Origin of the sequence: Phenylobacterium haematophilum, assembly GCF_014196295.1 — a bacterium.
Taxonomy (GTDB): domain Bacteria; phylum Pseudomonadota; class Alphaproteobacteria; order Caulobacterales; family Caulobacteraceae; genus Phenylobacterium; species Phenylobacterium haematophilum.
This window is the reverse complement of the sequence record NZ_JACIDK010000002.1, coordinates 483,807-500,263: the sequence shown is the minus strand read 5'-3', so window position 1 is coordinate 500,263 and position 16,457 is coordinate 483,807. Positions and strand designations below refer to the sequence as shown.

Below are 16,457 nucleotides of genomic sequence, written 5' to 3'. Positions count from 1 at the left end.
ATCGCCGGCGCCGCTCAGGTCCCCCGGCTGACGAGGTCCAGGCGCTAGGCGGGTGGAAGATCACCCCCTAAACAGGTCGAGGAAGCTGGCGAGCGCCGTCGGGTCGCCCTTCTCGATCTTGACCTTGCCGGAGGCCAGCGCCGCCTGCATCGCGCTGGACGAGGCCAGCGCCCCGACCCAATCGGCCTTGGTCGCGGCGACCACCAGCGGGACGTCGGCGGCGACGCCGGTCGGGGTCTCGGCGACGCCGCGGCGCACGCGGATCGTCCAGTCGCCGTCGCCGGCCAGCTTCAGCCCCATGGCCGCCTGGGCGTTCGCCGCCTTCTCCGCGTTCAGCCGCACCGGGAAGGTCGCCACCACCGCGGCGGCCGGCAACCCTGCAGCCTGCGAGCCGCTCTGGCGGGCGCTGATGATCTGGGACCAGCCGGGCGCCTTCTTCTCGAGCTCGGCGGCGCGCTCCAGGTAGTAGTTGCGCCCATTGGGCGAGACGCTGTCGTAGCCGAGCTGGCGGAACGCCTTGGCCTGCAGGGCGTCGGCCTGCGGCTTCAGGCCCGCATCGGCGCGGCCGACATAGCCGGTCAGTTCGGCCGTCCACTTCCAGCGCCCCTCGTCGAAGGCCTTCTGCGCCGCAGCCAGCGCCGGTGCGGCGCCGCCGGCCAGGTCGACGACTTCCCTCGCGCGCACGTCCGGCGCATCGAACGACAGGCTGGCCGGGTCGCCGCCGAACCAGCCCATGTAGCCGGCGAAGATGGAGCGCACCGACCACTCGACCGTGCCGTAGTGCTCGAAGAGGTATGGGTCGTCCGCCAGATGGGCCGGCAGCTTCACCTTCTCGACGATCTCGTCCGGGGTCAGGCCCTGGTTCATCCAGCGCACGGTCTGGTCATGGGTGAAGCGGATGGCGTCGCGATAGTTGGTGAGCTCGGTGGCGATGGCCTGCGCCCCGACGATCGGACGGGTGTGCGAGGGGACCAGCACGTCCGGCTTCAGCTCGCGCATTCGGTCGATGGAGTCCGCCCACTGAACCGGGTCGCGGTAGCTGGTCCCGCGGATCGTGTAGAGGTTGGGGAAGGCCTTGTAGATGTTGTCGCCGGGGAACAGCACCTTGCGATCCGGCATCCAGACCAGGATCTGGTCCTCGGTTTCGCCCGGCGCGTGCGCCAGCACGAACCGCTCGCCGCCCAGGGTGATCTCGAGCTTGTCGGCGAACACCGTATTGGGCGGGATGAAGCCGCCCGCCCCGCCGCCGCTGAAGGCCGAGAGGTAGGGCCCGATCCCGACGCTGACAAACCCGTCGGGCGTCCCCTTGGGCAGGAACACCCCGTACATGCGCGCGGCCCGCGCGGCGATGGCCGGAGCGGCGACGCCGTTCCACTTGGCCGCCTCGCGCAGCAGGGTGTCGTGGGCGATGATCCTGGCGCCGTCCGCCACCGGGAAGCCGCGGGCGCCGTTGATGTGGTCGTTGTGATTGTGGGTGTAGATCACCCCGACGATCGGCTTGCCGCCAGCGTGCGGGGCAAACTGCTCCCAGACCTTCTTGGCCTCGTCCAGGCTGTCGGTGGTGTCGATGATCACCACCCCGGTCTTGCCGACCACCATGATCGAATTGGCGATGCCGTAGCCCACCGCCGAGAAGATCCCCGGAGCCGGCTCATAGACCTTGGGCGGGGAAAACTCGGCGGTGTGGGCGGCGAGCGAAGGTGCGACCCGCGGAGCCGGCTCGTGAGCGAAGGCGGCGCCGGCGGCGGCCAGCGCGGCCGTCAGCGCGGCCTTTTGGGCCAGCATGCGGATCATCGAGGTCGCTCCCTATTGGCATTGCGCACGCCAATTGGAGCCGAGCGCCTGTGGCGGTCAAGGCTTGCCAGCGCAAAACAGCGCCCCGAAGATGACCCCATAAGTTAGATCATAAGGGAGAAACGACATGGGATTGCTGAGCGGCAAGGTCGCCATCATTACCGGCGCGGGCAACGGCCTGGGCGAGGCCTACGCCAAGCTGTTCGCCAAGGAAGGCGCCGCGGTCGTGGTCAACGACCTGGGCGGACCGCGCGACGGCTCCGGTTCTGACAAGGGCGCGGCGCAGAAGGTCGTCGACGACATCATCGCCGCGGGCGGCAGGGCGGCGGCCAACACCGACGACGTCTCGACCGTCGAAGGCGGCGAGAACATCCTCAAGACCGCCCTGGATAATTTCGGTCAGGTCGACATCCTGGTCTGCAACGCGGGCATCCTGCGCGACAAGACCTTCGCCAACACCTCCGAGCAGGACTGGGACCTGGTGGTGAAGGTCCACCTGAAGGGCACCTACTGCTGCACCATGCCGGTGTGGAAGTGGATGAAGGACAACGGCAAGCCCGGCGTCATCATCATGACCTCGTCGACCTCGGGCCTGTACGGCAACTTCGGCCAGTCGAACTACGGCGCGGCCAAGGCCGGCATCTACGGCTTCATGCGCGTGCTCTCGATCGAAGGGCGCAAGTACGGCATCCGGGTCATGGGCCTGGCCCCTGGCGCGTTCACCCGCATGACCTCGGACCTGCCGGGCTTCCGCGACAAGGAGCCCGATCCGATGGCCCTGCCGGAGAACATCGCGCCGGGCGTGCTTTACATGGCCTCCGATCTCGCCGCCGACCACACCGGCAAGGTGCTGGGCGTTTCGTCCCGGGGGGTGCGCGAGATCAAGATGATGCAGACCGACGGCTTCACACCGGGCCGGCCCTACACCGCCCAAGAGGTCGCCGAGCACGCGTCGGAAGTGTTCTTCCCGGCCGCTCAGGAAAAGAATGCGGCCAGCGCCTAGGCGCCGACCGCCAGACCGGCCAGCCGTTCGTCGAGCGCTTGGCGGACGGCCGGCCACTCCTGCGCCAGGATCGAGAAGATGACCGTGTCGCGGATGCGGCCGGTCCAGGTCACCCGGTCCTGGCGAAGGATCCCTTCCTGCACCGCACCCAGCTTCAGCACCGCAGCGCGCGAGCGGGCGTTCGTAGCGTCGACCCGGTAGACCACCCGCCGCGCGCCGCTGTCGAAGGCATGGCCCATCATCAGCCGCTTGGCGGCCGGATTGACCGCCCCGCCGCGCACGTCGGGCCGGTAGTAGGTGCCGCCGACCTCGAGCACGGCATTGGCCGCGTCGATCGCATAGAAGGTCGTCAGGCCGACCACCTCGCCGCGGGCCACCACCGCGTAGGGATGAGTGTGTCCCTGCGCCTGGTCGCCGATCAGCTTGGCCCAGGTCGGGTCGAAGTGTTCGTTCGCCCAGGAGAATGGATAGAGGTTGGTCCAGATGTCCTGGTCGGCGTTGCAGGCCGCGCGCAGGCCTTCGCGATGCTGGTCGCCGATCGGCTCCAGCCGCAAGAAGGCGTTTTCCAGCATCTTGGGTTCGATCTTCATGCGCCGCCTCGCAGGAACAGTTGAGCGGCCTGGATCAGATAGATCACTCCGATCCCGGTCACGATCCACTTCGTCCAGCGCTTGAAGTCCACATCGGTGATGCGGTCGAGGATCCAGCCGCCGACCACGGTGCCCGCCATCGACAAGGGCACGGCGATCGCGAACACCCACCATGGCGGCAGGTCCTGCGGACGGCTGAGAAGCAGCGGCGCGCCGTACACCAGCATCTTGGCGATATGCGAGAACACCTGGGTCGCGGCCTTGGTGGCGACGATGGCGTGCCGCGCCAGGCTGGTGCGCACGAAGAAGATGTCGAGCAGCGGCCCGGCGACCCCGGCCGTCAGATTGAGGCCGGTGACCAGCAGCCCGGAGATGAAGGCCTGGCGCGGCTTGGCGGCGTCGAGGTTGATCCAGCGCTGCGGCAGCCACAGCAGCAGCGGCACCAGGCCCATCAGCAGGTAGAGCACCGGCTTGGACGGCACGATCGCCAGCAGCGCGACCACGCCGCCGGCCGCGGCCGAGGCGACGGCGTACCAGCCGACGATGTCCCAGCGCACGTGCTGGCGATGCAGCACCGCGCGCCAGCCGTTGGCGACCAGCTGCAAGGCCCCGTGGGTGACGAAGGCGGCCGAGACAGGCAGCACGAAGGCCAGCCCGCCCATCAAAATGAGCCCTCCGGCCATGCCGAACACCCCCGAGAGGGTGGCGGTGACGAACGCCATCGCAATGATGAAGAGAGCCGAGATCAGGCCCATGGACAGTCCTCCGAGTTGCGGCCGGCTCGGAAGGGGGACACAGGCCCCCGTCTCCACCGGTCAGCTGCGCGACACGCGCGCGGGAAAGAGGCTGCGGGTCCGCCCGCTGCGCCGCCGGCCTGAAGGCCGCTAGCCGTCGTCGGGGATCGCGCGCCTGCGGATCGACCCGGCTGCCCATACGTCGCCTCCCGGCGGTCGCGCCGGACGGAGGTTCGCGGTGGGCGAACCCTGCTTACACCGAAACAGGCGTTGCTGTCAGATGTCCTTGTAGAAGTAGGTGGTGGTGCAGGGCGTCCCGTCAGGCATCAGCGCGTAGTTCGGGATCGACCCGACCCGCGTCCAACCGAGGCGCGCATAGAGCCGCTCGGCGTCGCCGCCGGTGACGGTGTCGAGCACCAGCAGGGTCAGGCCGAGATCGCGGCCCGCCTGCTCGGCCGCCGCCAGCAGCGCCTCAGCTGCGCCGCGCCGCCGGCCGCGCCGATGCACCAGCATCTTGGCGACATCGCCCCGGTGCGGCTGGTTGGGCATGCCCGCGGCGATCACCTGCACGACGCCGAACACGCCGTCGTCGTCTTCGGCGACCAGCACGGCGCGGCCGTCCCCCCGCTGGGCCGAAGCCGCCCCCTCCCAGAACGCGGTCGCCTCGTCCAGGGTCAGGTCGGCCATGAACGAGGCCGATGCCCCGCCGTCTACACAGTCCTTGAGCACGACGCCGAGGGCCGGCGCGGCGCGGAGGGTTTCGTCGGCCTTCAGCCGTCTGATGCGATAGCTCATGGCCCGAGCCTAGGCCGAGCTGGACACACGGGTCGATGGGCCGCCGCCCAAAGAAAAAGGCCCCGGTCTCCCGGGGCCTGATCCTGTGCAGTCTGGTCAGCCGACGCCTAGTTGCGGAACACCGCGGCGGTCGACGGATCGTGCGGCATCTCGCGGTACTGGCGGACCTCGTTGCGGCCCACGACCATGTGGTGCACTTCGTCCGGGCCGTCGGCCAGGCGCAGGGTGCGGGTCGAGGTGTACATCCGGGCCAGCGGGGTCTTCTGCGAGACGCCCAGGGCGCCGTGCATCTGGATCGCCTGGTCGATGATCGTGCAGACCCGCTCCGGCACCATGGCCTTGACCATGTGGATCCAGATCCGAGCCTCATCGCGCGGCAGGATGTCCATGGCCTTGGCGGCCTTCAGGACCATCAGGCGCATGGCTTCGATTTCGATGCGGGCGCGGCTGACGATCTCGATGTTGCCGCCCAGCTGGATGATCGGCTTGCCGAACGCCTCGCGGGTCAGGCCGCGGGTGACCAGCAGGTCGAGGGCCTTCTCGGCCTGGCCGATGGCGCGCATGCAGTGGTGGATGCGGCCCGGGCCGAGGCGCAACTGGCTGATCTCGAAGCCGCGGCCTTCGCCGAGCAGCATGTTCGAAGCCGGCACGCGGACGTTGTCGAACACGATGTGCATGTGGCCGTGCGGGGCGTCCGGATCGCCGAACACATTCATCGGGCCCAGGATCTTCACGCCGGGCGCGTCGGTCGGCACCAGGATCTGCGACTGGCGCAGGTGGGGCGGGCCGTCGGGGCTGGTCTGGACCATGGTGATCATGATCTTGCAGCGCGGGTCGCCGGCGCCCGAGATGTAGTGCTTCTCGCCGTTGATCACGTACTCGTCGCCGACCAGAGTGGCGCGGGTGTTGATGTTCTTGGCGTCGGACGAGGCGGCGTTGACCTCGGTCATCGCAAAGGCCGAGCGGATCTTGCCTTCCAGCAGCGGCTTCAGCCACTTTTCCTTCTGCTCCGGCGTGCCGACGCGCTCCAGCACTTCCATGTTGCCGGTGTCCGGGGCGGCGCAGTTCATCGTTTCCGACGCCATCGGATTCTTGCCGAGCTCAACGGCGATGTAGGCGTAGTCGAGGTTCGACAGGCCTTCACCGGTGTGGGCGTCGGGCAGGAAAAAGTTCCAGAGGCCCGCGGCCTTGGCCTTGTCCTTGGCGGCTTCGAGCACTTCGAGCTGGCCAGGGGCGTAGCTCCAGATGTCGGTCTTGCCCTCGCCCAGGCGGTGGAATTCCTCGGACATGGGCTGGACCACGTCCTTGATGAATTGCTTCACCTGATTGTAGAGCGGCAGCGCCTTGTCCGACATGCGCAGGTCGTTCAGTTCGTCCTGCACGTTCAGCGTGAAGCTGGACTGTTTGGCGGCCTCGGTCATCTGGGTCTCTCCTGCTGCGATCTTGGTTGGCGGTAGTTTTGGCCCATATTCTCGCAAAATCAAACAAGCGTTTTAATTTTACGGCGTAGAGCGTTGGACGCGCGCAGGCGCGCGGGCGCAAACCCTTACGGAGCAAGGGTGCGCCCGGCGAAATCGGAACTGGAAGAGACCGCCGCAGAGACGCGGGGTCAGGCGTAGAGCGGGGCCGGCAGGCTCAGCACCACCAGGGCGGCGGCGAGCGCCAGGATCGCCAGCGCCGGAACGATCTTGATGATCAGCATCATGGCCTAAATATGGGAGTGACCGGTCGGTAACACCAGGCCTCGCGGCGCCATTTTCGCCGCGCGCCTATCAGGTCAGCCGTGGTGGCAGACGGCTTCGATGTTGTGACCGTCCGGATCCAGCACGAAAGCCCCGTAGTAGGTCGGGTGATAGTGCTCGCGCAGGCCGGGCGGGCCGTTGTCGCGTCCGCCGGCGGCGAGGGCCGCGGCATAGAAGGCGTCGACCGTGGCGCGGTCGGGGGCGACGAAGGCCACGTGCAGCGAGCCGGTGGTCGCGCCGGCGTCGCCGATCCAGAAGTAGGGCTTGCCGTCCGAGCCGTAGCCAAGATGGCTGGTGCCGCCGGTCTGCTCGGGCGCCACCTCCATCATCACGGCCACGCCGAGCGGCGCGAGCGCGGCGTCGTAGAAGGCCTTGGCCCGCTTGAAGTCGCTGACGGTGAGGCCGAGATGGTCGAGCATGGGTTTGTCCTTTGGATGTCGACCGCCAGCCTTAGCGGCGGGACTGACGCAAACCTGTCAGCAGCCCCGCCGGTTCGCCGCCTATTTCGCGGCCAGGCCCGCGGTGTTCTTGCAGACCGCTTCGACCAGCGCCTTGTCCTCGGCGCTCTTGGCCGCGCCCGGGGTAGCGGTGCGCCAGGTGGTCGAGAGTTCGAGAGGTTTCTTCGGGGAGTAGCCGCCGAGGCTGATCATCGACTTGCCGCTGCAGTCGACGGCGGTCACGAAGCCGACCCCGTCGGCCTTGCCCGGACCCGACGGCCCCATGCGCGGCTCGGCGCCCGGCTTGCCGACCGCCTGCATCACGACTACGCGGCCGCTCTGGACGTCGCGGTACGAGTAGTCGGCGTCATAGGACCATTCGAGGCCGTTGGCGGTCTTGGCGTAGGGGGTCCAGGTCTCGGCCTGGGCGATGGTGGCGGCGGCCAAGGCGCAGAGGCCGGCGAGCGCGAAAATGCGGCGCATGGTGGTGTACTTCTCCTGGTGTTCCCTCAGGCTCCAACCTATCTGCCGCCCGCCGCGGTAACCAAGCGGAATCAAAAACCGCCGCGCGCCGCGCTTGACTCGCCTCGCCCCCTTGCCTACCTCCGCCCTGCGTTAGCACTCAGGGCTCGCGGCTGCTAATAGTCGCGCCCGGGGTCTGACCGATAGGCATTCAACCGTCCCGAACGGAGATATAAGACATGGCGTTTCGTCCTCTGGGAGACCGCGTCCTCGTGAAGCGCGTCGAGGAAGAAGAAAAGACCAAGGGCGGGATCATCATCCCCGACACCGCCAAGGAAAAGCCGCAGGAAGGCGAAGTCGTCGCCGTCGGCCCCGGCGCTCGTGATGACAACGGCAAGCTTCAGCCCCTCGACGTGAAGGCCGGCGACCGCATCCTGTTCGGCAAGTGGTCGGGCACCGAGGTCAAGATCGACGGCAAGGACCTGCTGATCATGAAGGAAAGCGACGTCCTGGGCGTGGTCGAGTAACCACCCCCTTTCGCCTTTCCTCCCCCATCCACTCTTTCTGAAAGACGAGAAAAATGGCCGCCAAAGACGTCTATTTCTCCTCCGACGCCCGTGACCGCATGCTGCGCGGCGTCAACACCCTCGCCAACGCGGTGAAGGTGACCCTCGGCCCCAAGGGCCGCAACGTCGTCATCGAAAAGTCCTTCGGCGCCCCGCGCTCGACCAAGGACGGCGTCTCGGTCGCCAAGGAGATCGAACTGGCTGACCGCTTCGAGAACCTCGGCGCCCAGCTGATCCGCGAAGTCGCCTCGAAGACCAATGACAAGGCCGGCGACGGCACCACCACCGCCACCGTGCTGGCGCAAGCCATCGCCGTCGAAGGCCTGAAGTCGGTCGCCGCCGGCATGAACCCGATGGACCTGAAGCGCGGCGTCGACAAGGCGGTGATCAAGGTCATCGAAGAGATCAAGTCGACCGCCAAGAAGGTCACCACCAACTCGGAAATCGCTCAGGTCGGCACCATCTCGGCCAACGGCGACACCGAAGTCGGTGAAATGATCGCCAAGGCCATGGCCAAGGTCGGCAACGAAGGCGTCATCACCGTCGAGGAAGCCAAGAGCCTGGAAACCGAACTCGACGTCGTCGAGGGGATGCAGTTCGACCGCGGCTACCTGTCGCCGTACTTCATCACCAACGCCGACAAGATGGAAGTCGAGCTCGACGAGCCGCTCATCCTGCTCTTCGAAAAGAAGGTCTCCTCGCTGCAGCCGCTGCTGCCGGTGCTGGAAGCCGTGGTCCAGTCGGGTCGCCCGCTGCTGATTATCGCTGAAGACGTCGAAGGCGAGGCCCTGGCCACGCTGGTGGTCAACAAGCTGCGCGGCGGCCTGAAGGTCGCGGCCGTCAAGGCTCCGGGCTTCGGCGATCGCCGCAAGGCCATGCTGGAAGACATCGCCATCCTGACCGGCGGCGAGCTGATCAGCGAAGACCTGGGCATCAAGCTCGAGAACGTCACCCTCGACATGCTCGGCCGCGCCAAGAAGGTCCAGATCACCAAGGACGACACCACCATCGTGGACGGCGTCGGCGCTAAGGACGCGATCGAAGGCCGCATCGGCCAGATCAAGCGTCAGATCGAAGAGACCACCTCCGACTACGACAAGGAAAAGCTGCAAGAGCGTCTGGCCAAGCTGGCCGGCGGCGTTGCGGTCATCCGCGTCGGCGGTGCGACCGAAGTCGAAGTGAAGGAAAAGAAGGACCGCGTCGACGACGCCCTGAACGCCACCCGCGCTGCGGTGGAAGAAGGCATCGTCCCCGGCGGCGGCGTGGCTCTGCTGAAGGCCTCCAAGGTCCTCGACGGCCTGAAGGGCGACAACGCCGACCAGGACGCCGGCGTCGCCATCGTGCGTCGCGCCCTGCAGGCGCCGATCCGTCAGATCTCGGAAAACGCCGGGGTCGAAGGCTCGATCGTCGTGGGCAAGATCCTCGAAAGCACCTCGCCGACCTTCGGCTTCAACGCTCAGACCGAGCAGTATGTCGACCTGGTTCAGGACGGCGTCATCGACCCGGCCAAGGTCGTGCGCACCGCTCTGCAGGACGCCGCCTCGGTGTCGGGCCTGCTGATCACCACGGAAGCGGCGATCGTCGAGGCTCCGAAGAAGAACGCTCCGGCCGGCGGCATGCCGGACATGGGCGGCATGGGCGGCATGGACTTCTAAGTCCACGACACCCGTCGAACTACGGAAAGGGCGGAGCCGCGAGCTCCGCCCTTTTTCTTTGAAGCTACCGCTTGGCGTCGCCGATCACCACGCCGCCGGCCCAGCTGGCGAGGCCAGTGATGATCGCCGCCGCGACGCCCGACCAGAAACCGTGCACCCAGAAGCCGGGCAGCATCCAGGCCACCAGCCCGATCATCGCCGCGTTCAGCACCAGCAGGAACAGCCCCAGGGTGACGATGGTCAGCGGCAGGGTCAGGACGAACAGGATCGGCCGCACCACCGCGTTCAGGACCCCCAGCAGCAGGGCGGCCAGCAGCAGGTCGACGAAGCTGTCGTAGCCCACGCCCCTGAGCAGATAGGCGGCGAGCGCGAGGCCCAGCGCGGCGAAGATCACGCGGGCGATAAAGCGGGTCATCGAGGAAGGCTCCGTAGCTTTGCTGCAAGCGACGATGAGGCCGGGCGCGCGGCTTTGCAATCGCACCGCCGGAGCCTAAGTCTGCTTCGGAACTGGCCAGGAGTCCTCATGCCCTACGTCAACATCCGCATCACCCCCGGCGCCACCGAAGAGCAGAAGGCCGAATTGATCGCGGGGACGACCGACCTGCTGGTCAAGGTGCTGAACAAGAACCCGGCCTCGACCTTCGTGGTGATCGACGAGGTGCCGGCCGAAAACTGGGGGACGGGCGGCATCAGCGTCGCCGCCCGGGACCGCAGGACCGGCTGAGTTTCAGACCGGTCACAAGCGCCCCGCTTTGGCAAGCTGCCCCCTCGAGACGCTGCGCCCGCGCCTGGCGCGCTAGGCGCTCGCCAGGTCCATCTGCGGGATCTGCTGGCTGAGCCGCCCGCCGATGCGGATCGGCTCGACCCGCCGCGCCAGGCCCGTGGAGTCGTCGGTTTCGACGAACACGCCGCATACGGTCGCTGGGCCCTCGGCCGGCTTGTAGCGGCCGCCGGAGATGCGGGTCGTGAACCGGCGCAGCGGCTCTTCCTTCTGGTTGCCGATGACGCTGTCGTAGTCGGCGCAGGCCCCGGCGTCGGTCTGATAGGCGGTGCCGCCCGGCAGGATCTGGCAGTCGGCGGTCGGAACGTGGGTGTGGGTGCCCACCACCAGGCTGGCGCGGCCGTCGCAGAAGTGGCCCATGGCCATCTTCTCGCTGGTCGCCTCGGCGTGCATGTCGACCACCACCGCGTCGGCGACCATGCCCAGCGGGGCCTTGTCCAGCTCGCGGTCGACGGCGGCGAACGGATCGTCCAGCGAATCCATGTGCACCCGCCCAAGCAGGTTGATCACCACGATCCGCTTGCCCTCGCGTGTCTCGAACAGGTTGGCGCCCCGGCCCGGCGCGTCGGCCAGCACCGGATAGTTCAGCGGCCGGATCAGGCGCGGCTCGCGCACGATGTAGGTCAGCGCCTCCTTCTGATCCCAGGAGTGGTTGCCCAGGGTCAGGCAGTCGGCGCCGGCGTCGAACAGCTCGCGCGCGGTGTTCTCGGTGATCCCGAAGCCGGCGGCCGCGTTCTCGGCGTTGATGATCACGAACTCGAGGCCCAGCGCGCGGCGCAGGTGCGGCAGGTGATCGGCGAGGCCCTCGCGGCCGGCCCGGCCGACGACGTCCCCGAAGAAAGCAAAGCGCATGCGGAATTAGTCCTTTCGGAGCTCCGTATACCCGTTTTCCGTGAGAATGGCGTCCAGCCTTTGGTCGTGCGGCTCCATGACCAGGGCGTCGACCTCCTGGCCGGCATAGGCCAGGCCCAGCATGAACACCGGACCGGCCGCCCGCAGCGCCGCGATCGTGCGGTCGTAATGCCCCCCGCCCCGCCCCAGCCGCCCGCCGGCCTTGTCGAAGGCCAGCAGCGGGCAGATCACCAGGCTGGGCGTCACCTGCGGCGCGCTGGCCGGCGGCGTCGGCACACCGAAGGCGTCGATCTGCGGCTCGTCGCCTGCGCGCCAGGCGCGGAAGATCAGCGGCGCGTCGGCGGCGAGCGTCACCGGCAGGGCCAACCGGCCGCCGGCCTTGACCAGCCGCGCGGCCAACGGGGCAGGGTCGAGCTCCGAACCCACCGCATGGTAGCTGGCGAACCACTCGAAGGCGGGCAGCGCCTCGAGCGGCAGCGCCGCCGCGGCGGCCTGGGCGGCGTCAGGCCGCGCCGCGTCGAGCGCCCGACGGCGCTTGCGAAGCACGCTGCGAAGTTTCGTTTTGTCAGGGGGAAGGTTCACCGCGCGAGCTTAGCGCGAAGGGTGGCGGCGCCGCGAGAGCCGTGAAGGACGGTTTTATCCCCTCGGACCTGGTTAACCAGGTGGGCTCCATATGCCCGGCCCCACGGGACCGGACAGGGACAGATCCCTTCGAAGAAATTAAGGTCTCTGGGATAGATTGCCTTCGACGAGAGCCACAGCATGACCCGCCGGGAACCAAGGTAGGGCCGCGGGGGCGCCGGTACAAGCGGGATGGATCATCCAAAGCTGCCATGCCGGTTTCGGCGCAGCCGAAGACCGGGAGTCATTCGCGCCGCAAGTGCGGAAAAAAGGAGGGCGGATCAGGTTTAGATCCATCTGGTGTTCATGGGTCCCGGTCTTGCTTCGCAAACCGGGATGACACGCTGCTACCCCTGCGCCAGCTTCTCGATGCGCTTGGCGGCGTTTTCCAGGGCGCCGACGGCGCGGGTTTCGACCCGGGCCTGATCGGACTGGAAGCGGGCCAGCTCTGCCTGCACCACCGAGAGGCGGCCGCGCAGGTCTGAGAGTTCGTCGGCCAGCAGCAGCGCGCCCATCAGGAACAGTCGCGTCTCGCCCAGTTGGCCCATGTCCTCGGACACCTGGCGCACCTGGCGGTCGAACAGCCGGGCGAGCTCCAACAGGTGATGTTCCTGGCCGTCTTCGCAGCCGACCGCATAGGGCCGTCCGTTCACGGTGATGTTGACCTGAGCCATGGGCCTTTACGCCTCCTCGGTCTCTTGCGCGGCCGGCTCGCCGGACAGCGCCGCCTTGATCTCGGCGATGGCGCGACCCAGAGCCGCAGAGGCCTCCGCGCCGGCCTCCTCCAGCTCCTTCTCGCGCACCTTGGCTTTTTCAAGCTCGGCCGCCAGCCGGACGCCGTCCTGGTCGAACAGCCCGCCGCCGCCCTGACCGGCCGAGCCGGCAAGGCGTTGCTCAAGTTGAGAGATCGCCCGATCCAGCCGTTTCACAGCCTGATCGAGAGGGCTTTCACCCGCCGGCTCCCGCATAATCACGCGCTCCGAAAGTGTGTTCGTTAATCTATAGACTGCGTCGGCCTTGCGCCGAAAGCCGGACTGTGGCGTGACCTTTCCTTGACCCTGCAAGCCTCGCGTGCGAGGGGCGCGCGCAAATTCCCGCACCATTTCCCGCCAGACTCACCGGAACAGATAATGCCCGCACCGCTGCAATCCATGGCCGACGCCATTCGCGTGCTCTCGATGGACGCCGTCGAGCAGGCGGCCTCGGGCCACCCCGGCATGCCGATGGGCATGGCCGACGTCGCAACGGTGCTGTGGTCCAAGTTTCTCAAGTTCGACGCCAGCGCCCCCGACTGGGCCGATCGCGACCGCTTCGTGCTGTCGGCCGGCCACGGTTCGATGCTGCTCTACTCGCTGCTGCACCTGACCGGCTTCAAGGCCATGACGCTGGAGCAGATCAAGAACTTCCGCCAGTGGGGGTCCAACACCGCCGGCCACCCCGAGTACGGCCACACCCCGGGCGTCGAGACCACCACCGGCCCGCTGGGCCAGGGCCTGGCCACCAGCGTCGGCATGGCGATGGCCGAGCGTCACCTGGCCGCCCGCTTCGGCGCCGACCTGGTCGACCACCGCACCTGGGTGATCTGCGGCGACGGCTGCCTGATGGAAGGCGTCAGCCACGAAGCGATCAGCCTGGCCGGCCGCCTCAAGCTGAACAAGCTGACCGTCCTCTGGGACGATAACGACGTGACCATCGACGGCGCCGTGTCGCTGGCCGAGACCGGCGATCAGGTCGCCCGCTTCAAGGCCGCGGGCTGGGCGGTGAAGTCGATCGACGGCCACGACTACGGGCAGATTCGTCGCGCGCTGGCTTGGGCGACCAAGCAGGATCGCCCCTCGCTGATCGCCTGCAAGACCAAGATCGGCAAGGGCGCGGCGACCATGGAAGGTCACCACAAGACGCACGGTGCGGCTCTGGGCGCCACCGAGATCGCCGCCACCCGCGCCAAGATGGGCTGGGCGGCCGAGCCGTTCGCGATCCCGGACGAGGTCGTGAAGCCCTGGCGTTCGGCCGGCCGTCGCGGCGCCAAGGACCGCAAGGCCTGGCAAGCGCGCCTGGCCGGTTCGGCGCACGCCGCCGAGTTCACCCGCGCCATGAAGGGCGAGCTGCCGGCTGACGCCTTCGCGCGCCTGGACGCCCACATCGCCGAAGCCGCCAGCGCCAAGCCGGCCGCCGCGACCCGCCAGCATTCGGGTTCGGCGCTGGACGCGCTGTTCCCGTCGATCCCGGAAATGGTCGGCGGTTCGGCCGACCTGACCGGCTCGAACAACACCTTCGTCAAGAACACTCAAATCTTCGACACCCCGGACTATTCGGGCCGCTACGTGAACTACGGCGTGCGCGAGTTCGGCATGGCCGCGGCGATGAACGGCATGGCCCTGCACGGCGGCGTCATCCCCTACGGCGGGGCGTTCATGGTGTTCTCGGACTACAGCCGCCCGGCGATCCGTCTGGGCGCGCTGATGGGCGTGCGGGTGGTCCACGTGATGACCCACGACTCCATCGGCGTCGGCGAGGACGGTCCGACCCACCAGCCGATCGAGCACCTGGCCAGCATGCGCGCCATGCCCAACCTCAACGTCTTCCGCCCGGCCGATGCGGTCGAGACCGCCGAGTGCTGGAAGGTCGCGCTGCAATCGCAGAAGACCCCGGCGTTCATGGCCCTCTCGCGCCAGAAGGTCCCGGCCGTGCGCGACAGCGCCCCGGAAAACCTCTCGGCCAAGGGCGCCTACGAACTGAAGGCGGCCAGCGGCGAAGCCAAGGTGACGATCTTCGCCTCAGGCACGGAGGTCTCGATCGCCGTGGCCGCGCGCGAGTTGCTTGAAGCCGACGGCGTCCCGACCCGCGTCGTCTCCACCCCCTGCTGGGAACTGTTCGAAGCTCAACCGGAAGCCTATCGGCAGGCGACCATCGGCAAGGCGCCGGTACGCGTCGCCGTCGAGGCCGCGGCCGGCTTCGGCTGGGAGCGGTTCATCGGTGAAAACGGCGCCTTCGTCGGCATGCACGGCTGGGGCGCCAGCGCGCCCGCCGACCGGCTGTACAAGGAGTTCGGCATCACCGCCGAGGCCGTCGCCGCCGCCGCGAAGGCCAAGCTCGGCTAAGCTGGGCTAGGATCGTCTATCGTCAGCCGCGAAAGCCCATCGGCAGGTTTTCGCGGCCGACCTCCACATAGCTGCCAGGATGGCCCGCATGCGTCTCGGAACCCCGCTCTCGCCGTCGGCCGTCAGGGTCATGCTGCTGGGCTCCGGCGAGCTCGGCAAAGAGGTGGCCATCGAGTTGCAGCGGCTCGGCTGCGAGGTCATCGCCGTCGACCGCTACGCCGGCGCCCCGGCCATGCAGGTCGCCCACCGCAGCCACGTCATCGCCATGACCGATGCGACGGCCCTGCGCGCCCTGGTTCTGGCCGAATGCCCGCACCTTATCGTCCCCGAGATCGAGGCGATCGCCACCGACGAGTTGGTCAAGCTCGAGGCCGAGGGCGTGGCGACCGTCATCCCGACCGCCCGCGCCGCCCAGCTGACCATGAACCGCGAGGGCATCCGCCGGCTGGCGGCCGAGACGCTGGGCCTGGCCACCTCGCCCTACGCCTTCGCCTCGTCCGAGGCCGAGCTGGCCGAAGGCGCGGCGAAGGTCGCCGGCTTCCCCTGCTTCGTGAAGCCGGTGATGTCGTCGTCCGGCAAGGGCCAGTCCTATGTCGAGGGTCCCGAGGGCATCGCCGCGGCCTGGCGCTACGCGCTAGAAGGCGGCCGGGTCGAGCAGCCCCGCGTCATCGTCGAGGGCAAGATCGAGTTCGACTTCGAGATCACCCTGCTGACCGTGCGCTCGAAGGGCGCGGGCGGCGAGATCGAGACCAGCTTCTGCGCCCCGATCGGCCACCGCCAGGTCAAGGGCGACTATGTCGAGAGCTGGCAGCCGCAGGCGATGAGCCCGGCCGCGCTTCAGAGCGCCCAGGACATCGCCGCAAAGGTCACCGGCGAGTTGGGCGGGCTGGGCATCTTCGGGGTCGAGTTGTTCGTGCGCGGCGACGAGGTCTGGTTCTCGGAGGTCAGCCCGCGGCCACACGACACCGGCCTGGTCACCCTGGCCACCCAGTACCAGAGCGAGTTCGCCCTGCACGCCCGCGCCATCCTCGGGCTGCCGACCGACGTCGCCCAGCGCGAGCCGGGCGCCAGCGCGGTGATCTATGGCGGCATGGAGGCCCAGGGCGTCGCCTTCGAGGGCGTTGCGGAGTCGCTGAGCGTGCCCGGGTCAGACCTGCGCCTGTTCGGCAAGCCCGAGAGCTTCGAGCGCCGGCGCATGGGCGTGGCCCTGGCCCGCGGCGCCGACGTCGACCAGGCCCGCGAACGGGCGCGGGACGCGGCCGACCGGGTCAAGCCGGTTAAGGCCTGACGACCCTGAGCGGACGCGGCGGGCGGCTGCGTGTCG

18 protein-coding genes and 1 other RNA gene are annotated in these 16,457 nt (G+C 68.3%); 6 read left to right on the top strand and 13 right to left on the bottom strand.

Annotated features, from left to right (window positions below; translation table 11 throughout):
- Positions 1–60 precede the first annotated feature (60 nt).
- Positions 61–1,794 carry an alkyl sulfatase dimerization domain-containing protein gene (locus GGQ61_RS08370; RefSeq protein WP_183771463.1) on the bottom strand — a complete coding sequence of 578 codons (1,734 nt, stop codon included), beginning with the start codon at positions 1,792–1,794 and terminating at the stop codon, positions 61–63.
- 127 nt (positions 1,795–1,921) lie between these two features.
- Between GGQ61_RS08370 and GGQ61_RS08365 the strand changes: the two genes are divergently transcribed.
- Complete coding sequence (locus GGQ61_RS08365) at positions 1,922–2,797, top strand: SDR family NAD(P)-dependent oxidoreductase (protein WP_183771461.1); 876 nt, start codon at positions 1,922–1,924, stop codon at positions 2,795–2,797.
- Here the strand turns inward: GGQ61_RS08365 and GGQ61_RS08360 are convergent.
- The 6 genes from GGQ61_RS08360 to GGQ61_RS08335 form a co-directional block, all read right to left on the bottom strand.
- Positions 2,794–3,387, bottom strand: a complete 594-nt coding sequence (locus GGQ61_RS08360; protein ID WP_183771459.1) for a GNAT family N-acetyltransferase — start codon at positions 3,385–3,387, stop codon at positions 2,794–2,796. The two genes, GGQ61_RS08365 and GGQ61_RS08360, sit on opposite strands and share 4 nt — an antisense overlap.
- Entirely contained in the window at positions 3,384–4,142 is a 759-nt protein-coding gene (locus GGQ61_RS08355; RefSeq protein ID WP_183771457.1) for a sulfite exporter TauE/SafE family protein, read from the bottom strand. Before GGQ61_RS08355 ends, GGQ61_RS08360 begins: the two co-directional genes overlap by 4 nt.
- A 255-nt stretch (positions 4,143–4,397) precedes the next feature.
- Positions 4,398–4,916, bottom strand: a complete 519-nt coding sequence (locus GGQ61_RS08350; RefSeq protein ID WP_183771456.1) for a GNAT family N-acetyltransferase — start codon at positions 4,914–4,916, stop codon at positions 4,398–4,400.
- A gap of 107 nt (positions 4,917–5,023) precedes the next feature.
- Positions 5,024–6,337: an acyl-CoA dehydrogenase family protein gene (locus tag GGQ61_RS08345; RefSeq protein ID WP_183771455.1), complete on the bottom strand. Its 1,314-nt coding sequence runs from the start codon at positions 6,335–6,337 to the stop codon at positions 5,024–5,026.
- 356 nt (positions 6,338–6,693) lie between these two features.
- Positions 6,694–7,077 carry a VOC family protein gene (locus tag GGQ61_RS08340; RefSeq protein WP_183771454.1) on the bottom strand — a complete coding sequence of 128 codons (384 nt, stop codon included), beginning with the start codon at positions 7,075–7,077 and terminating at the stop codon, positions 6,694–6,696.
- Positions 7,078–7,158: 81 nt separating this feature from the next.
- The gene (locus tag GGQ61_RS08335) at positions 7,159–7,578 is read right to left on the bottom strand and encodes a hypothetical protein (RefSeq protein WP_183771453.1); all 420 of its coding nucleotides are present in this window, start codon (positions 7,576–7,578) and stop codon (positions 7,159–7,161) included.
- A gap of 218 nt (positions 7,579–7,796) precedes the next feature.
- Here GGQ61_RS08335 and groES point away from each other — a divergent pair, with 218 nt between their 5' ends.
- Positions 7,797–8,084, top strand: coding sequence for a co-chaperone GroES (groES, locus tag GGQ61_RS08330; protein ID WP_056017581.1), 288 nt, complete (start codon positions 7,797–7,799; stop codon positions 8,082–8,084).
- A gap of 53 nt (positions 8,085–8,137) precedes the next feature.
- Positions 8,138–9,778, top strand: coding sequence for a chaperonin GroEL (gene groL, locus GGQ61_RS08325; protein ID WP_183771452.1), 1,641 nt, complete (start codon positions 8,138–8,140; stop codon positions 9,776–9,778).
- 64 nt (positions 9,779–9,842) lie between these two features.
- Here groL and GGQ61_RS08320 read toward each other — a convergent pair whose 3' ends face one another.
- Positions 9,843–10,193, bottom strand: a complete 351-nt coding sequence (locus tag GGQ61_RS08320) for a phage holin family protein (RefSeq protein WP_183771451.1) — start codon at positions 10,191–10,193, stop codon at positions 9,843–9,845.
- A 108-nt stretch (positions 10,194–10,301) separates the two neighbouring features.
- Here GGQ61_RS08320 and GGQ61_RS08315 point away from each other — a divergent pair, with 108 nt between their 5' ends.
- A complete protein-coding gene (locus GGQ61_RS08315; RefSeq protein ID WP_183771450.1) occupies positions 10,302–10,502 on the top strand; it encodes a tautomerase family protein in 201 nt (66 codons plus the stop codon).
- 72 nt (positions 10,503–10,574) lie between these two features.
- On the opposite strand, the gene GGQ61_RS08310 is transcribed toward GGQ61_RS08315, so the two are convergent.
- The 5 genes from GGQ61_RS08310 to GGQ61_RS08290 all read right to left on the bottom strand — a co-directional run bounded on the left by GGQ61_RS08310 (position 10,575) and on the right by GGQ61_RS08290 (position 12,961).
- Positions 10,575–11,411 (bottom strand): TIGR00282 family metallophosphoesterase, encoded by an 837-nt coding sequence (locus GGQ61_RS08310; RefSeq protein WP_183771449.1) that lies wholly within the window; start codon positions 11,409–11,411, stop codon positions 10,575–10,577.
- Positions 11,412–11,417: 6 nt separating this feature from the next.
- Positions 11,418–11,993, bottom strand: coding sequence for a 5-formyltetrahydrofolate cyclo-ligase (locus tag GGQ61_RS08305; RefSeq protein WP_183771448.1), 576 nt, complete (start codon positions 11,991–11,993; stop codon positions 11,418–11,420).
- A 23-nt stretch (positions 11,994–12,016) separates the two neighbouring features.
- A non-coding RNA gene (ssrS, locus tag GGQ61_RS08300) (6S RNA) lies at positions 12,017–12,178 on the bottom strand.
- A 201-nt stretch (positions 12,179–12,379) separates the two neighbouring features.
- Positions 12,380–12,706 carry a cell division protein ZapA gene (locus GGQ61_RS08295; protein WP_183771446.1) on the bottom strand — a complete coding sequence of 109 codons (327 nt, stop codon included), beginning with the start codon at positions 12,704–12,706 and terminating at the stop codon, positions 12,380–12,382.
- Positions 12,707–12,712: 6 nt separating this feature from the next.
- The gene (locus GGQ61_RS08290) at positions 12,713–12,961 is read right to left on the bottom strand and encodes a DUF4164 family protein (RefSeq protein ID WP_343056087.1); all 249 of its coding nucleotides are present in this window, start codon (positions 12,959–12,961) and stop codon (positions 12,713–12,715) included.
- A 201-nt stretch (positions 12,962–13,162) separates the two neighbouring features.
- Between GGQ61_RS08290 and tkt the strand changes: the two genes are divergently transcribed.
- A complete protein-coding gene (gene tkt, locus GGQ61_RS08285) occupies positions 13,163–15,133 on the top strand; it encodes a transketolase (protein WP_183771442.1) in 1,971 nt (656 codons plus the stop codon).
- 88 nt (positions 15,134–15,221) lie between these two features.
- Positions 15,222–16,421, top strand: coding sequence for a formate-dependent phosphoribosylglycinamide formyltransferase (gene purT, locus GGQ61_RS08280; RefSeq protein WP_183771440.1), 1,200 nt, complete (start codon positions 15,222–15,224; stop codon positions 16,419–16,421).
- Positions 16,422–16,457 lie beyond the last annotated feature (36 nt).

Excerpts from the sequence above, each read along its gene's own strand:
- GGQ61_RS08320 (WP_183771451.1), bottom strand. The coding sequence starts at position 10,193 with ATGACCCGCTTTATCGCCCGCGTGATCTTCGCCGCGCTGGGCCTCGCG.
- GGQ61_RS08355 (WP_183771457.1), bottom strand. The coding sequence starts at position 4,142 with ATGGGCCTGATCTCGGCTCTCTTCATCATTGCGATGGCGTTCGTCACC.
- GGQ61_RS08335 (WP_183771453.1), bottom strand. The coding sequence starts at position 7,578 with ATGCGCCGCATTTTCGCGCTCGCCGGCCTCTGCGCCTTGGCCGCCGCC.
- groL (WP_183771452.1), top strand. The coding sequence starts at position 8,138 with ATGGCCGCCAAAGACGTCTATTTCTCCTCCGACGCCCGTGACCGCATG.
- GGQ61_RS08315 (WP_183771450.1), top strand. The coding sequence starts at position 10,302 with ATGCCCTACGTCAACATCCGCATCACCCCCGGCGCCACCGAAGAGCAG.
- GGQ61_RS08310 (WP_183771449.1), bottom strand. The coding sequence starts at position 11,411 with ATGCGCTTTGCTTTCTTCGGGGACGTCGTCGGCCGGGCCGGCCGCGAG.
- GGQ61_RS08360 (WP_183771459.1), bottom strand. The coding sequence starts at position 3,387 with ATGAAGATCGAACCCAAGATGCTGGAAAACGCCTTCTTGCGGCTGGAG.
- GGQ61_RS08295 (WP_183771446.1), bottom strand. The coding sequence starts at position 12,706 with ATGGCTCAGGTCAACATCACCGTGAACGGACGGCCCTATGCGGTCGGC.
- GGQ61_RS08350 (WP_183771456.1), bottom strand. The coding sequence starts at position 4,916 with ATGAGCTATCGCATCAGACGGCTGAAGGCCGACGAAACCCTCCGCGCC.
- GGQ61_RS08370 (WP_183771463.1), bottom strand. The coding sequence starts at position 1,794 with ATGATCCGCATGCTGGCCCAAAAGGCCGCGCTGACGGCCGCGCTGGCC.
- tkt (WP_183771442.1), top strand. The coding sequence starts at position 13,163 with ATGCCCGCACCGCTGCAATCCATGGCCGACGCCATTCGCGTGCTCTCG.
- purT (WP_183771440.1), top strand. The coding sequence starts at position 15,222 with ATGCGTCTCGGAACCCCGCTCTCGCCGTCGGCCGTCAGGGTCATGCTG.
- GGQ61_RS08340 (WP_183771454.1), bottom strand. The coding sequence starts at position 7,077 with ATGCTCGACCATCTCGGCCTCACCGTCAGCGACTTCAAGCGGGCCAAG.
- GGQ61_RS08345 (WP_183771455.1), bottom strand. The coding sequence starts at position 6,337 with ATGACCGAGGCCGCCAAACAGTCCAGCTTCACGCTGAACGTGCAGGAC.
- groES (WP_056017581.1), top strand. The coding sequence starts at position 7,797 with ATGGCGTTTCGTCCTCTGGGAGACCGCGTCCTCGTGAAGCGCGTCGAG.
- GGQ61_RS08365 (WP_183771461.1), top strand. The coding sequence starts at position 1,922 with ATGGGATTGCTGAGCGGCAAGGTCGCCATCATTACCGGCGCGGGCAAC.